The organism is Microbulbifer marinus (genome assembly GCF_900107725.1).
In the GTDB taxonomy this organism is placed as follows: Bacteria; Pseudomonadota; Gammaproteobacteria; order Pseudomonadales; family Cellvibrionaceae; genus Microbulbifer; species Microbulbifer marinus.
Window position 1 is genome coordinate 624,319 of record NZ_FNQO01000001.1, and the last position, 15,328, is coordinate 639,646.

Sequence of the window (15,328 nt, forward strand, 5' to 3'; positions counted from 1 at the left end):
TTGAGCCGCTCGTGCTGTTCTGGCGCCAGATACTCAACACCCAATCGCAGCCACCATTTCGAGGGAAAGCAAGAGATGACTACCGGCAACTATGACCGCAAGGCCGAAATCGCGGCCATCGACAAAGACTGGGCAGAGAACTCGCGCTGGAAAGGTGTAAAGCGCACCTACAGCGCTGAGGACGTGGTACGCCTGCGCGGCTCCATCAAGCGCGAAAACACCCTCGCCAAGCGCGGCGCAGAGAAACTGTGGCAGCTGGTGAACGAAGGCGGTCGCCCGCCCTTCCGCCCGGACAAAGACTTTGTCAACGCCATGGGCGCCCTGACCGGTGGCCAGGCCGTTCAGCAGGTGAAAGCCGGCGTACAGGCCATCTACCTGTCCGGCTGGCAGGTTGCGGCCGATGCCAACACCTCCGAAACCATGTACCCGGATCAATCCCTGTACGCAGTGGACTCGGTACCGACCGTTGTGCGTCGCATCAACAATGCCTTCGAGCGTGCAGACCAGATTCAGTGGAAGGCCGGCAAGAACCCGGGCGATGAAGGCTACATCGACTACTATGCGCCGATCGTGGCAGACGCCGAGGCCGGTTTCGGCGGCGTGCTGAATGCCTACGAACTGATGAAGAACATGATCCGTGCCGGCGCTGCCGGTGCACACTTCGAGGACCAGCTGGCTTCGGTCAAGAAATGTGGGCACATGGGCGGCAAGGTACTGGTACCGACCCAGGAAGCCGTGCAGAAGCTGATCGCCGCGCGCCTGGCTACCGACGTCGAGGGCGTGCCAACCATCGTGCTGGCCCGTACCGACGCCAACGCGGCCGACCTGTTGACGTCTGACCACGACGAATACGACGCGCCCTTCCTGACCGGTGAGCGCACTGCCGAAGGCTTCTATCGCGTTAAAGCCGGTATCGATCAGGCGATCGCCCGCGGTCTTGCGTACGCGCCCTACGCCGATCTGCTGTGGTGTGAAACCGCGACCCCGGATCTCGACGAAGCGAAGAAATTTAGCGAAGCCATCCGCAAGGATTACCCGGATCAGCTGCTGTCCTACAACTGCTCTCCATCCTTCAACTGGAAGAAGAACCTCGACGACGCCACTATCGCCAAGTTCCAGCGCGAGCTGTCGGCGATGGGGTACAAGTTCCAGTTCATCACCCTGGCGGGTATCCACAATATGTGGAACGGCATGTTCAACCTGGCCTACGACTACGCCCGCGAAGACATGTCCGCTTACGTCCGCCTGCAGGAGAAAGAATTCGCCGATGCCGAAAAGGGATACACCTTCGTCGCACACCAGCAGGAAGTGGGCACCGGTTACTTCGATGATATGACCAATGTAATTCAGGGCGGCCAGTCTTCCGTGACCGCACTGACCGGTTCTACCGAAGAAGAGCAGTTCAAGTAAATATCACTTCTAGATTCTCACTGAAGGTCAGGGCCGCAGCTGCGGCCCTTTTTATGCTCGCCGGAAACAGGGGAAGCCGTGCCAGAGTCGTCTAGCCTTAATGGGTGAGAGTGACTATTTGGCGGATCCTATGGCCGATTCCAGTCGAGTTCTGGTGCTGAATTCCGGCAGCTCCTCACTCAAGTTCGCGCTGCTGGATCCCCACAGTGGCGAACAGTACCTGAGCGGTATCGGCGAGGCCCTGGGCGGGCCTGAGCCGTTGCTCACCTGGAAGTCGCCGGGGCAGAAACACAGCCGGCAGCTGGACAGCGGTGCCGCCCACGGGGTGGTCATCGATCTGCTGGTGCGCGACCTGCTGGCGGGGAGTCAGCCCGCAGCGGGTAACCTGATCGCCGTTGGCCACCGTGTCGTGCACGGCGGCGAGCAATTCGCCCACTCGGTAGTGATTGACCAGAAAGTCATCGATGCTATCGCCGAGTGTGCGGCGCTGGCGCCACTGCACAACCCTCCCGGCCTGCTCGGCATTCACGCCGCCATCAACGCTTTCCCCGAAATCCCCCAGGTGGCGGTATTCGATACCGCCTTCCACCAGACGCTACCGCGGCACGCGTACCTCTACGCCCTGCCCTATGCCCTGTACCGCGACCAGCGCATCCGGCGCTACGGCATGCACGGCAGCAGCCACCGGTTTGTCTGCGAGCGGGCGGCGGAGCTGCTGCGAAAGCCTCTGCGAGAACTCAACATCATTTCCGCGCACCTGGGCAACGGCGCATCGGTGACCGCGGTCAGGAATGGACAGAGTGTGGATACCAGCATGGGGCTCACGCCCATGGAAGGACTCGTTATGGGCACCCGCTGCGGTGACATCGATCCGGGCCTGCTGCTGCACCTGGGAGATGCTCTGGGTTTTTCCCTGGAGAAGATCAGCAGCCTTCTCAACCGTGAGAGCGGTCTGCTCGGCATCTCGCAACTCAGTAATGACTGCCGGGAGCTGGAAAGTGCCGCCGCTGACGGGCATGAGGGTGCAAAGCTGGCTCTGGAGATCTTCTGCTACCGGCTGGCGAAATATATCGCCGCCTACACAGTGCCGCTGCAGCGCGTGGACGCGGTGGTATTCACCGGCGGCATCGGGGAGAACTCTATTTTTGTGCGTGAACAAGTGCTGCACCAGTTACGGCATCTCGGTTTCCACGTCGACGCCAAGCACAATGAAAGTATCCGCTTTGGTGCCGAAGGCCGTATCACCGCAGCCGACAGCGCGGTGGCCCTGGTGATTCCCACCAATGAAGAGTGGGTAATCGCGCGGGATGCCGCGGCACTGGTGAGACCCGGGGAGTAAGTGCAATGTCGCGAACCCTGATGTTGATTCCCCTCAGTGCCCGCGTCGGCATTACCTCTGTCAGCCTCGGTATTATCCGCGGGCTGGAGCGCAACGGTGTCAGTGTCAGCTTTTTCAAGCCGGTCAATGAGGCCAGCGGCGCAGCCAGTGAACGCTCCACAGAAATTCTGCGCAAGGTTTCCTCCATCGATATTCCCGACTCATTCAGCAATCAGCATACCGAGTCGATGATCTCGGGCGGACATATCGCAGAACTGCTCGAGGATATACTGGCAAGGTTTCGCGCCGGTGCCGCCGATGCGGATGTGGCGCTCGTTGAGGGGCTGCTGCCGAGCGCGGAAAACCAGTACGCCAATCAACTGAATTATCAGGTCGCGAAAACACTGGATGCGGAAATAGTGTTGGTGGCCACGCCCTACCGGGACTCGACGCAACAGCTCAAGGAGCGTCTGGAATACGCCGTCGCCGAATTTGGCGGCAGGGAATCCAAGCGGGTTGTGGGTTGCATCATCAACAAAGTCGGCGCGCCGACAGAGCTGCCGGATGCACCGGGAGCGGATATCACCGGTGTCTTCGAAAAGCCGCGCCGGCGCCGCAGCGAGCTGGATATCCTGTCCCTGTACGGCAAGAGCCCACTGCGTATCGTCGGCTGCATTCCCTGGGATGCCGAATTGCTCGCACCGCGCGCTCGGGACCTGGCGGACCATTTCAATGCCGAGATCGTGAATTACGGAGAGCTCGAGAGTCGCCGCCTGCACAGCATCACCTTCTGCTCACGCTCACTGAGTAACATGATCTATCGGTTTACGCCCGGCGCCATGCTGGTCACCTCCGGCGATAGACCCGATGTCATCGTGGCGGCGTCCCTGGCAGCGATGAATGGCGTCAAGATCGGCTGCCTGCTGCTGACCGGCGGCTTTCACCTGGAACCACTGGTGCGCAAGCTGTGCGCACCGGCACTTGAAACCGGACTGCCGGTGCTGCTGGTCAACAACAATACCTGGCAAACGGCCATGCAGCTGCAGACATTCAATAACAAGACCCCCAGCGATGATCCGGAACGTATTGAGCGTGTGCAGGACTTTATCGCCGGTCACCTGGACAACCAGTGGCTGGAGTCCCTCAGTGTGGAATCGGCGCGACCCAAGCGACTGTCGCCCCCGGCCTTCCGCTACCACCTGACGGAACTGGCGCGCAAGGCCAATAAACGCATAGTACTGCCCGAAGGCGAAGAGCCCCGCACTATCCGTGCGGCACTGATCTGTGCCGAGCGCGGTATCGCGCGGCCGGTGTTGCTGGGCAAGATGCGGGAGATCCACCGGGCCGCGGAACAGCAGGGGCTGCACCTCGGTGACAAGGTGGAGATCGTCGAGCCGGAAAGTGTGCGCGAAAAATATGTCGAGCCGATGGTGGCCCTGCGCAAGGGCAAGGGGCTGACTGAGGTCGTCGCCCGCGAGCAGCTGGAGGACAATGTCGTACTCGGCACCATGATGCTGGCGCAGGAAGAAGTGGACGGGCTGGTTTCCGGTGCAGTGCATACCACGGCTAACACGATTCGCCCGGCGCTGCAGTTAATCAAGACGGCTCCCGGCGCGCAACTGGTATCGTCGGTGTTCTTCATGCTGCTGCCGGAACAGGTACTGGTCTACGGCGACTGCGCCATCAATCCGGATCCCAATGCGGAGGAACTGGCGGAGATCGCCATTCAATCCGCAGACTCGGCGCAATCCTTCGGCATAGAGCCCCGCGTCGCGATGATCAGCTACTCGACCGGATCTTCAGGCTCCGGCTCGGATGTGGAAAAAGTGCGCGAGGCAACCCGTCTGGCGCGGGAGCAGCGGCCCGATCTGGTGATCGATGGACCGCTGCAATACGATGCGGCGGTAATGGAAAATGTCGCCCGGCAAAAAGCCCCGGACAGCCCGGTGGCCGGGCGCGCCACCGTGTTTATTTTTCCCGACCTGAACACCGGCAACACCACTTACAAGGCGGTACAGCGCAGCGCCGACCTGGTCAGCATCGGGCCGATGCTGCAGGGCCTGCGCAAGCCGGTGAATGACCTGTCTCGCGGTGCGCTGGTGGATGATATCGTCTATACAGTTGCGCTGACGGCCATTCAAGCCAGCCAGTAGTCGGTTATTCGCCGCGCAGCGGCCGTCGCTGATCGATGAATTTTTGCAGTGCGCCCGCCACCGCATAGGCTTCCAGTCGGTGTTCGTAAGTGTCGGTGCGCTCGAACTCCATACGCGCCAGGCAGCGGTGAATGTACTGCATGGATTCTGAGTGGTCTTTCCACGCCCGCCGCCCCTGCAGCATCAGCGGCAACATCTTCCACCATTTCTTGCTACAGACGTTGAGAGACTTCAGGGCGATGGCAAGCTGCGCCTCTTCTTCGGTAAAGTCGGTGCCCAACGGAAAATACGGCAGCAGGGTCAGGCGCTGGGGATCATCGAAGACCGCGCAGATTCTTTCCGGGCTGTTGGCAGTAAACTGCAGCGGAATCGCGAAATCCTTTTCGACCTTGCCGGCACTTTTCGCCTTCTCCAACAGTTCCCCCTGAAAGCGGGAATCGCAGATACACAAAAGCGCCACCATCACATCGCGATCGGATTTGCCACGCAGGTCAGCGACTCCATATTCGGTCACGATGATATCCCGCAGGTGACGCGGAATAGTCGTGTGCGGATACTGCCAGACGATGTTGCTCTTGACGCTTCCGTCACTGATGCGGGTGCTGGGCAGAGCAATAATCGAACGCCCACCTGGTAGCTCATGAGCCTGGGCGACAAAATTGTATTGCCCCCCTACCCCGCTGACCACCTGGTTGTTGGCCAGCCCATCGGATACCACTGCACCATTCAGTGTCACCATCATCGCCGAATTGATAAAGCGTGCGTGCGGGCGCTGCGCTATCTTCAGCGCCCGCCCCTGTTGCAGCTCGTTGATAAAGTCGATCGCGGTCATATTGATGCCAGACCGCTCATCGTCCGGCAATTCTCGCAGTTCGCGGTACATGGCTTCGGGGCCCAGATAGAAGCCGCCGTGCAGCCAGATCCCGCCGCGCAGCTTTTTATTCAGGCAATTGCCGAGCAGACGGCGGCGACCGTGCTCGCTGTGTAGATCGCACTCCTCCTCTTCGCCCTGCGGATTCAAAAGTTTGTGGCCGCGCCAGCTATAACTGGGATCGACAATTCCAAACCTTTGCAAAAACTCCGTATCGGCCGGCGTCAGGGGGCAGCTAATGCGACCACTGTTCTTCAGCGCCAGCAACATTTCCTCATTGACCGTCGTGGATATCTCGTCACTGTCGAGCAGGCGCTGTACTACCGCATCCGGGTAAACCTCGCGCTTTAGCACGCCCGCCCGTCGCAAGTGCAGGAATCCGGGCGGCACCATTTCGCTGGCACCGTAGAGCCCCTGTTCGAAGGTATCAACGGCCGGCGGCAGCCTTTCCCGCAGCTGTAACGAGTCGTCGCTGGAGAGATCCTGCACTATCTGGCGAAAGTCATCGTTATCGCTTTGGCGCAGGCACAGCGCGTGGCAGATCGCATCCCCCAGTGCGCCGATCCCGACCTGCAAAGTGCCGCCGTCGACAACCAGGCTGGCGATGTGAAAGGCAAGGCTGTATTCGGTCAGCCCAACCGGCAGAGACGGCGCGGCAAACAGTGGCGTATCAAAGGTGTCGCCCTCGAGCAGGAAGTCGAACTCATCCGCGGCCAACTCGCTGTCGCCGACCATATACGGCAATTGCGGGTTCACCTCGCCGACCAGGAAAAACGGGTAATCGTCACGTTCGCGCGCCAGTTGCATTACCGGCAGCGTCAGGTCCGGGTTGCTGCTGAGACTGTAACTGTTACCCGACGTACCTGGCGCGATCATCTGCGCGAGAACGTTGATCCCCCGATCCAGCAGATCGCGCGGCACATGGGTGTAATTGGCGCTAACATAATTCTGCTGTGCGATCGCATTGCCCAGATACGCACCGGGCTGCATGAAAAATTCGCACACCTCGATGTTGTCAGGCAGCAGGCCTTTGCGCCGCGCCGGTGTATAGCCGAGATCCTGGTAGTGGTTGTAGAAGCGATCCAGCAGCGGCTGTACGAAGCGCCGGCCGATCTCGCCTTTGCCAATCGGGCGCTCCAGCGTCAGCGCGGTAAAAATCGTCAGGGAAATGGATGGGTCGGCGGCAGCGCGGGCATAGAGGGCGTTGGCAAAGTGGTTGGCCTTGCCAATGCCCAGTGGTAAGCCGAGCACGATGCGTTTGCCGACTCTGTCGAGGACCGCATCGACGCATTTTTCGGCGCAGTCGAAGCGCTGCGGATTGTCGGCGCCGGTTTCTTTCATGTGCGTATAGAGTGTGGCTGGCTCCTAGCGGGCACCGGCAGCTTCCGGGCTGAGCTGGTCGAAGTGGTCCACCTGGATGGCCAAATCAACCGCATCTGCGGTATCGCGCAGCTTTTCCGCCTCCTCCTCACTGATCAGGCCTCGCTCCAGGCCGTCGTCGATCGTTTGATGGTTCAGCGTGCGAATACCACCTTTTTTGAGCTTATCCCTCGCCTCTTCAGTGGCGCAGACCTTGTTGAACGCCTGTTCGACCAGGTCGACGCCATCGCCGGGATTGCCGAGAAATACCCCCTTGGTAAGCCGGTCGCGGCTCTCCGAAGGGGTCATCAACAGATCGGCGCAGGCCCGTGCCTGACGATCCGAGGCCGTGTGGACACTGTGTCCCCAGGGCATGGTGAGGAAATGCATCAGCTGACCGAGAAAGCGGCGCGGGAAGTTCTGAAATACCTCCAGCAGGCTGACCTCGATTTCGTGCAGCCCTGCACGCATCGCAAACTCCAGCAGGGGCCGATCCTCCTTGGGGCTGCCGTCGTCCTTGAACCGTTTCAGCGCACAGCTCAACAGGTACAGCTGACTCAATACATCGCCGAGGCGCGAAGAGATCAGCTCTTTGCGCTTCAGCTCACCGCCAAGCGACATCAGCGAGATCTCGGTGACCAGGGTCAGTACCGCGGAATAGCGGTTCAACTGTCGATAGTATTTGGCGGCTGCGCCTACGCCCTTGGGGCTGCTGGCGAAGAGCCCGATTGTCCACCCGTGGAAAACGCCGCGCAGGAAGGTCTTGAGCTGGAACCACATATGCTTCGGCAGCAGCTCATCCAGCGCTTCGATCCCCTCTTCGGTATCGGGATTCTCGGCCGCCATCATTTCATCGAGCAGGTAGGGATGGCAGCGGATGGCGCCCTGGCCAAAAATCATCAGGCTGCGGGTGAGGATATTGGCGCCCTCGACGGTGATCGCCACCGGCACGGCCCGGTAAACATTGCCGATGTAATTCAGCGGGCCATCCATGATCGCCTTGCCGGCGTGGATATCCATCGCATCGTTGATGGCCTGGCGCAGCCCGGTAGTGGCGTGCGCCTTCATGATGGCGGAGACCACGGCGGGTTTACGACCCTCGTCGAGGGCGCGCGTCGTTGTCTTGTGGGCGCTATCGAGGACGTAGGCGATAGAGGCGATTTCTGCCAGGCGCCGCTGCACGCCCTCAAATTTGCCGATCGGTATACTGAACTGTTCGCGCACACGCGCATAGGCGCCGGTGGTGCGGGCCGCCATTTTCGCCCCGCCGGTGGACAATGACGGCAGTGAGATACCCCGCCCCGCGGCCAGCGCACTCATCAGCATGTGCCAGCCGCGGCCGACGTTTTCCTGGCCGCCGATAATCCACTCCATCGGTATAAAAACGTCTTTGCCCCAGTTGGGTCCGTTCTGGAATGCCTGCATGGCCGGCAGGTGGCGCTGGCCGATAGTCACGCCCTCGGTATCGGTGGGAACCAATGCAACGGTAATACCCAGTTCATCCTTGTCACCGAGTATATGGTCCGGATCGTAGAGTTTGAATGCGAGACCGAGAATGGTTGCCACCGGCCCTAGCGTGATATAGCGCTTGTGCCAGTTGACCCGCATCCCCAGGGTTTTCTCCCCTTTATATTCGCCGTAGCAGACGACTCCATTGTCGACCATGGCCGCGGCATCGGAGCCGGCCTCGGGACTGGTCAGCCCGAAACAGGGGATTTCCCGCCCGTCCGCCAGGCGCGGCAGGTAATAATCCTTCTGCTCATCGGTACCGTGCGCCATCAGCAGTTCGCCAGGTCCGAGAGAGTTGGGCACCATGACGGTTACGCCAACACTGGTGCTGCGCGTCGAGATCTTGGTAACAATCTCGGCGTGCGCGGTTGGCGAGAAGCCGAGACCGCCGTATTCCTTCGGGATGATGATGCCGAAGAAGCGCTCTTTCTTGAGGAAATCCCAGACTTCGTCGGGGATACGGTGCTCCTCAAAGCTGATCTGCCAGTCGTCCACCATTTGGCACAGTTCCTCGACCGGGCCATCCAGAAACGCCTGTTCCTCTTCACTCAGGCTGGGCGGCCCCATACTGAGCAACTGCTCCCAGTCTGGCTTACCCGACAGCAACTGCGCATCCCACCAGACCTCACCCGCTTCCATCGCCTCTCGTTCCGTTTCCGAGATCGGCGGCAGGACTTTTTTGATCAGATTGAGTAGTGGCGCCGTAATCCACTTTTTGCGCAAGTCGCTCATTTTGACCTTCCATGTGGCAAAAATACTCGGACACAGAGATCGCTGTGCCGGGAGCTGATAAGGGATGTCAGCTCACAATGATAGGCGACGACGTCAAGCGAATGCCAGTGCGCCGACGCCGGTAAAGATAATCAGCGCCGCAATCAACCGCCGAACGGAAAAGCGTTCATTCAGAACATAGACAGAGATCACCGACGCGAAAAGTATGCTGGTCTCGCGCGTCGCTGCCACCGCCGCTACCGGCATCACCGAGGTGGCCCACAGCGCGATGGCAAAGCCACCACTGGCCAGCACTCCCGAGGCTGAGCCGCGCAACAGGTTAGCCCGCGCAAAGGCAAAACCGCGCAGAGGCTGGGTTAACAGCACGGCGAGGAGAATTCCGGCCCCCGAGAGTATCTCCAGCCAGGCGACAAAGCTGAGCGGGTTGCCAACTGCACGCACACCGGCGGCGCCCAGTGTTGTGTAACCGGTGATGGCGATACCAGTACCCAGCGATAGCAAAATTCCAGTGCTAGGTACACGCAGCTCTTTCATTAATAGAGCGAGAATGCCGCAGCTCACCAGCAATACACCAGTCAACTGCAGCGGCTGTAGAGACTCATCGAGAAACAGCAACGCCGCGAGCGCGACCAATAATGGTGTTACTCCCCGGGCCAGGGGATAGGCGGTGCCGTAGTCCAGTGCACGGTAGGACCGGGTAAGCAGGAAAAAGTAGATGTATTGAAAGAATGCACCACCCAACAGGAAGCCTATTGCCTCTGGCTCCGGTGCGGGTAGCTGCGTTGCGAGAAGAATGCCGATCAGTAATCCGACGCTGCGGATCATCGCCAGCTGCAGAAAGCCTTCTGCGCTGTGCTTGACTACCGCATTCCATACGGCGTGGGCCAGTGCTGACAACAGAACCAGCCCGTAAACAAATGTCTCCGGTACTACCAAGTTGTAACGCTCAAGTTTGCTACTCTCGGCGCCGGATTCCCGCTTGGGGTGCAGGCCCTCAGATCAGTGGCTGCGGGGAAACAATCACGCCGTTATTGTCTGCGTACAAATATTCACCAGGCCGGAATGTTACACCACCAAAGGTAACGGCCAGGTTCCTCTCGCCGATCCCCTTCTTTTCGGTTTTCATCGGGTGCGTTCCCAGTGCCTGTACCCCTAACTCTAGTCCAGAAATCTCATCCACATCGCGGATACACCCGTACATCACGATGCCCTCCCAGCCGTTGGCGCAGGCTTTTTCCGCCAGCATATCGCCGAGGCAAGCGCGCCTCATGGATCCGCCGGCGTCGACAACGAGCACTTTACCGGTACCTTCTTCGGCGACGAGTTCGCGTACCAGGGAATTGTCTTCGAAGCACTTGATGGTGACTATCTGGCCGCCGAACTGCTCGCGTCCACCGTAGTTTACAAACATCGGTTCAACGACTTGAATCAGGTCCGGATGGGCATCGCACAGATCTGGAGTGGAAATCGCCATTTACTCCCCCGTATTGACTGGTGGCTAGTGCCATGATGATAGCGATTCGGCGTGACAGTTGCAGCGGTATACAAAAATACCGGGTATCACGCCGGCGGATAACACCCGGTAGCAAATTCGCCATGCGATTTAGTGGGTCACTCTCACCGGCGTGCCAACCCGTGAATATTGAAAGAACTTCTGGGCCATATGCGGCGGCATGCGCACACATCCATGAGAGGCCGGATAGTTGGGCACATGCCCGGAGGCGTGCATACCGATACCGCCGTTGAAGCGCAGGTAGTTGTTCATCTTGGCACCGCGGTAATAGGTACCCGGTGGGCGACGGTCCTTGCGGGTATTCACGTCGGCCTTGACCACGCGACCGGTCCTTCTGTCGACGTAACTGCCATAAATGGTGGAGCGGTGATTCGGATGTTTGGACAAAATACGGAAATGCCCTGGCCGCGTGCTGTAACCACGCTTGCCGGAAGAAACCTTGGATACACCGATGAGGCGGCCACCCTTGTAAAAGTAGGCGCGCTGCTCACTCAAGCTGATTCGTATTGATGCCGCCCCCGAAGTGTTGACCGCCGCGGCATCGTCAAACCAATTCACGCCTCGGGGATGAGCCCATGCCGAGGGAGTGCACAGCAATGCCGTCATAACCAACAGCAGGTAGGCGTGTAACCATGGAATGCGAATGGTTCTGTTCGAGTGCATAGCTCACCTCAACTGCTTTATCTATTTGACGTCGAGCCCGATGGAAGAAAAAGCCGGCGGGCTTTGCGGTCATTCGCCAGACGGTGTTGCGTAATTTCACAGCCGCCGGAAATGCCCTGTTGCGATAAGTGCAACGCCGTTTCCGCTTCTTGCTTCGCAGTAGGACTAATTCGATTTTATCGACGCAGCTGTAGGCGCTTAGATTGAATTATTCTCTACCCAACTGGGGTTATTGGGATGGAGCTTGAACTTAGTGTCTGGTTATTAAGTTACCCATGAGAAAGGCAGGAAAAAATTGGGCAATCTAGCGGTAGGCTTGCAACAGAAGTCTAAAAATGAGCGTGCGGCTATAGGGAATTCGGCGGAAACTTTACCGGCCGGGTTCACTGATCAAAATGCAAAAGCGGCCCAATTGGGCCGCTTTGCATGCAACATCAGGCTTCCTCGTTGGCGAGGAATAGCCAGGTGTCTACGGCAGTGTCCGGGTTAAGCGAAACACTGTCTATGCCTTCATCCATCAGCCAACGGGCGAAATCCTTGTGGTCCGATGGTCCCTGACCACAAATGCCGACATATTTGCCCGCCTTCTTGCACGCCTGAATGGCCCTGGACAGCAACGCCTTGACCGCCGGATTTCGCTCGTCAAACAGATCCGCAACGAGGCCGGAATCCCGGTCCAGTCCCAACGTCAGCTGGGTCAGGTCGTTGGAGCCGATCGAGAAGCCGTCAAAATACTGCAGGAACTCCTCCGCCAACAGCGCGTTGGACGGCAGCTCACACATCATGATGATTTTCAGCCCCGCTTCACCGCGCTTCAGCCCGTTGTCCGCCAGCAGACCGGTTACCTCCGCAGCCTCTTCCGGCGTGCGCACGAACGGCACCATGATTTCGACATTGGTCAGCCCCATCTCGTCGCGCACTTTCTTCAGCGCGCGGCACTCCAGCGCAAAGCACTGGCGGAAATCCGCAGAGCGATAGCGGGCGGCGCCGCGGAATCCCAGCATCGGGTTCTCTTCGCTCGGCTCGTACAACTGGCCACCGACCAGGTGCGCATATTCGTTGGATTTGAAGTCAGACAGGCGCACGATCACGCGGTTCGGCGCAAAGGCCGCGGCCAGGGTAGCGATGCCCTCGACCAGCTTTTCCACGATGAAATCTTCCGGCGAGGCATAGCCGCCGATGCGCTCGCGGATATTCTTTTGTAGGTCCTCCGGCAGCTTGTCCAGTTCGAGCAGCGCCTTCGGGTGAATCCCGATCATGCGATTCAGAATAAATTCGAGCCTCGCCAGCCCTACCCCCTGGTTGGGCAGATGGCTGAACGCAAAGGCGCGATCGGGGTTGCCTACATTGAGCATGATCTTGAAAGGCAGTTCCGGCATATCGCTGACTTCGGTCTCTTCGCGCTCGAAGTTCAGCTCGCCGGACATCACGAAACCGGTGTCGCCTTCGGCGCAGGATACGGTCACCGGTGTACCGCTGGAGAGAAGCTCGGTGGCATTACCACAGCCGACGACCGCCGGAATGCCCAGCTCGCGCGCAATAATGGCCGCGTGACAGGTCCGCCCACCACGATTGGTAACGATGGCACTGGCCTTTTTCAGCACCGGCTCCCAGTCTGGATCGGTCATATCGGTGACCAGGACTTCGCCATCCTGCATGGCCGCCATGTCTTCGACGGATTCCAGCACCCGCACGCGTCCGGCGCCGATACGCTGACCGATGGCGCGGCCCTCGCAGAGCACCTCGCCACGCTCACGCAGGTGATAGCGCTCGATGTGGGTACCCGCATCGCGGGAGCGCACGGTCTCCGGGCGCGCCTGCACGATAAACAATTCGCCGGTATCACCGTCTTTGGCCCACTCGATGTCCATCGGACGGCCGTAGTGATCCTCGATCTTGCGCGCCTGCAGTGCCAGGCTGGTCAGCTCTTCGTCGCTCAGCGCAAAGCGCTGGCGATCTTCATCCGCTACCGGCACAGTCTTGACCGAGCGTCCACATTCACCGCTCTGGTCGTACACCATCTTGATCGCCTTGCTGCCGCGATTGCGGCGCAGGATTGCGGGGCGGCCCGCATCCAGCGCCGGCTTGTACAGATAGAATTCGTCCGGATTGACTGCGCCCTGCACCACTGTCTCGCCGAGGCCGAAAGCGGCAGTGATAAAGATCACGTCGCGGAAACCGCTCTCGGTGTCGAGGGTGAACATAACACCGGCGGCTCCGGTTTCGCTGCGCACCATGTGCTGGATACCGGCAGACAGTGCCACGCCTGCGTGGGCGTAGCCGGTGTGTACCCGGTAGGCGATGGCACGGTCGTTGTACAGGGAGGCAAAGACCTCGTGCACGGCCTTCAGTACCGCATCGATACCGCGGATATTGAGGAAGGTCTCCTGCTGGCCGGCGAAGGACGCATCAGGCAGATCCTCTGCGGTTGCCGACGAGCGCACTGCCACGGCAGTCTCACCGCCACCGAGGGCCTCGTAGCCGTCGCGGATTTCCTGCTCCAGCTGGGCGGGGAACGGCGTATTCAGAATCCAGCCGCGAATCTCCTCGCCGGCTTTGGCCAGCTCGGTGACATTCTCCACGTCCAGCGTCTGCAGGCGCTCGGCGATACGCTGTTCGAGTTGCTCGTGGGCCAGGAAGGCACGGAAGGCGTCCGCGGTGGTGGCAAAGCCGCCCGGCACACTGACGCCGGCGCCAGCCAGAGATGAAATCATCTCGCCGAGCGATGCGTTTTTACCGCCGACCTTGTCGACATCCCCCATACCCAGTTTCGCGAATTCGATGGTGAAGTTCGTCAAGTGCAGGCCCTCTGAAGCAGGAATTGTGGCGGCCGATTATAAGGATGAGGCTTGTAAAAAATAGCCCGTAAAAATGGTCAAATATGTTGTAAATTTTCTACAAGCCGTGCCGCGACCTGAGCGTCAAAACGCTTTACACTGCGCGCATCGCCAACCAGATCTGAGAACGAGATGGCAAAGAACAAGCGCACCGCATTTTTTATTTCCGACGGCACTGGCCTGACCGTAGAGGCCATTGGCCACAGCCTGCTCGCGCAATTCCGCGATCAGCACGTTGAGCAGGTTACCCTGCCCTACATCGATTCCAGCGAAAAGGTCCACCAGGCGCTGAGACGAATCGAGCAGACAGCCGCGGAATCCGGCCTGCAGCCCATCATGATCACCAGTATCGTTTCCGACCAGATCCGCCAGCAGCTTCATCAGAGCTCCGCCCTGATGCTGGACGTGTTTGAGAGCTACCTGACGCCGCTGGCCAACCTGTTCGGGCGCGATCCGGCGCAGTCGGTCAACGTATCCCACGGCATCGCCAACGATCGTCGTTACAGCGACCGCATCGAGGCGGTGCACTTTGCCATGGACAATGACGATGGCCGCCGCGTTCGTGAATTTGAGCGGGCCGACGTGATCCTGGTAGGTGTATCCCGTTCCGGCAAGACGCCGACCTGCCTTTACCTGGCCCTGCAGTTCGGTCTGCGCGCGGCGAATTATCCGATCACGGAAGAAGACATGGACTCGACGGCACTGCCGAAGATACTGCGCCCATACCGCGACAAGCTGTTCGGTCTGACTATCGATCCCCGGCGCCTGATGCAAATACGCCAGGAGCGCCGGGCCAACAGCCGCTACGCTTCTATAGATCAGTGCGAATTCGAAGTGCGCCAGGTCGAACAGATGCTGCGGCGCGCGCAGGTGTCATACCTGAATGCAACTCAGCTATCGGTGGAGGAGCTGGCCACACGCCTGATGTCTCAGGCAGGGATCGAGCGTCGCATCGACTGAAGC

The 15,328-nt window shown here is 59.6% G+C and carries 10 protein-coding genes; 4 read left to right on the top strand and 6 right to left on the bottom strand.

Features of this window, described 5'->3' with window-relative positions:
- The first annotated feature begins 75 nt into the window (after positions 1–75).
- The 3 genes from aceA (at position 76) to pta (ending at position 4,881) form a co-directional block, all read left to right on the top strand.
- A complete protein-coding gene (gene aceA / locus BLW36_RS02780; RefSeq protein WP_091384922.1) occupies positions 76–1,410 on the top strand; it encodes an isocitrate lyase in 1,335 nt (444 codons plus the stop codon).
- A gap of 130 nt (positions 1,411–1,540) precedes the next feature.
- Positions 1,541–2,749: an acetate kinase gene (locus BLW36_RS02785; protein WP_091386894.1), complete on the top strand. Its 1,209-nt coding sequence runs from the start codon at positions 1,541–1,543 to the stop codon at positions 2,747–2,749.
- A 5-nt stretch (positions 2,750–2,754) separates the two neighbouring features.
- Complete coding sequence (pta, locus tag BLW36_RS02790; RefSeq protein WP_091384925.1) at positions 2,755–4,881, top strand: phosphate acetyltransferase; 2,127 nt, start codon at positions 2,755–2,757, stop codon at positions 4,879–4,881.
- Between the two features lie 4 nt (positions 4,882–4,885).
- On the opposite strand, the gene BLW36_RS02795 is transcribed toward pta, so the two are convergent.
- The 6 genes from BLW36_RS02795 to ppsA form a co-directional block, all read right to left on the bottom strand.
- Positions 4,886–7,093: an acetyl-CoA hydrolase/transferase C-terminal domain-containing protein gene (locus tag BLW36_RS02795; protein ID WP_091384926.1), complete on the bottom strand. Its 2,208-nt coding sequence runs from the start codon at positions 7,091–7,093 to the stop codon at positions 4,886–4,888.
- A 24-nt stretch (positions 7,094–7,117) separates the two neighbouring features.
- On the bottom strand, positions 7,118–9,352 hold the full coding sequence (locus BLW36_RS02800; RefSeq protein ID WP_091384930.1) for an acyl-CoA dehydrogenase: 2,235 nt from the start codon (positions 9,350–9,352) through the stop codon (positions 7,118–7,120).
- A gap of 93 nt (positions 9,353–9,445) precedes the next feature.
- Complete coding sequence (locus BLW36_RS02805; protein WP_091384932.1) at positions 9,446–10,288, bottom strand: DMT family transporter; 843 nt, start codon at positions 10,286–10,288, stop codon at positions 9,446–9,448.
- Positions 10,289–10,346: 58 nt separating this feature from the next.
- Positions 10,347–10,826 carry a ribonuclease E activity regulator RraA gene (gene rraA, locus BLW36_RS02810; protein WP_091384934.1) on the bottom strand — a complete coding sequence of 160 codons (480 nt, stop codon included), beginning with the start codon at positions 10,824–10,826 and terminating at the stop codon, positions 10,347–10,349.
- Between the two features lie 129 nt (positions 10,827–10,955).
- Positions 10,956–11,423, bottom strand: a complete 468-nt coding sequence (locus BLW36_RS02815; protein ID WP_342027484.1) for a L,D-transpeptidase family protein — start codon at positions 11,421–11,423, stop codon at positions 10,956–10,958.
- A gap of 539 nt (positions 11,424–11,962) precedes the next feature.
- Positions 11,963–14,326 carry a phosphoenolpyruvate synthase gene (ppsA, locus tag BLW36_RS02820; RefSeq protein ID WP_091384936.1) on the bottom strand — a complete coding sequence of 788 codons (2,364 nt, stop codon included), beginning with the start codon at positions 14,324–14,326 and terminating at the stop codon, positions 11,963–11,965.
- Between the two features lie 171 nt (positions 14,327–14,497).
- On the opposite strand from ppsA, the gene ppsR reads away from it, so the two are divergent.
- The gene (gene ppsR, locus BLW36_RS02825; RefSeq protein ID WP_091384937.1) at positions 14,498–15,325 is read left to right on the top strand and encodes a posphoenolpyruvate synthetase regulatory kinase/phosphorylase PpsR; all 828 of its coding nucleotides are present in this window, start codon (positions 14,498–14,500) and stop codon (positions 15,323–15,325) included.
- Positions 15,326–15,328: the final 3 nt, after the last annotated feature.

Excerpts from the sequence above, each read along its gene's own strand:
- pta (WP_091384925.1), top strand. The coding sequence starts at position 2,755 with ATGTCGCGAACCCTGATGTTGATTCCCCTCAGTGCCCGCGTCGGCATT.
- BLW36_RS02785 (WP_091386894.1), top strand. The coding sequence starts at position 1,541 with ATGGCCGATTCCAGTCGAGTTCTGGTGCTGAATTCCGGCAGCTCCTCA.
- aceA (WP_091384922.1), top strand. The coding sequence starts at position 76 with ATGACTACCGGCAACTATGACCGCAAGGCCGAAATCGCGGCCATCGAC.
- BLW36_RS02795 (WP_091384926.1), bottom strand. The coding sequence starts at position 7,093 with ATGAAAGAAACCGGCGCCGACAATCCGCAGCGCTTCGACTGCGCCGAA.
- ppsR (WP_091384937.1), top strand. The coding sequence starts at position 14,498 with ATGGCAAAGAACAAGCGCACCGCATTTTTTATTTCCGACGGCACTGGC.
- rraA (WP_091384934.1), bottom strand. The coding sequence starts at position 10,826 with ATGGCGATTTCCACTCCAGATCTGTGCGATGCCCATCCGGACCTGATT.
- BLW36_RS02800 (WP_091384930.1), bottom strand. The coding sequence starts at position 9,352 with ATGAGCGACTTGCGCAAAAAGTGGATTACGGCGCCACTACTCAATCTG.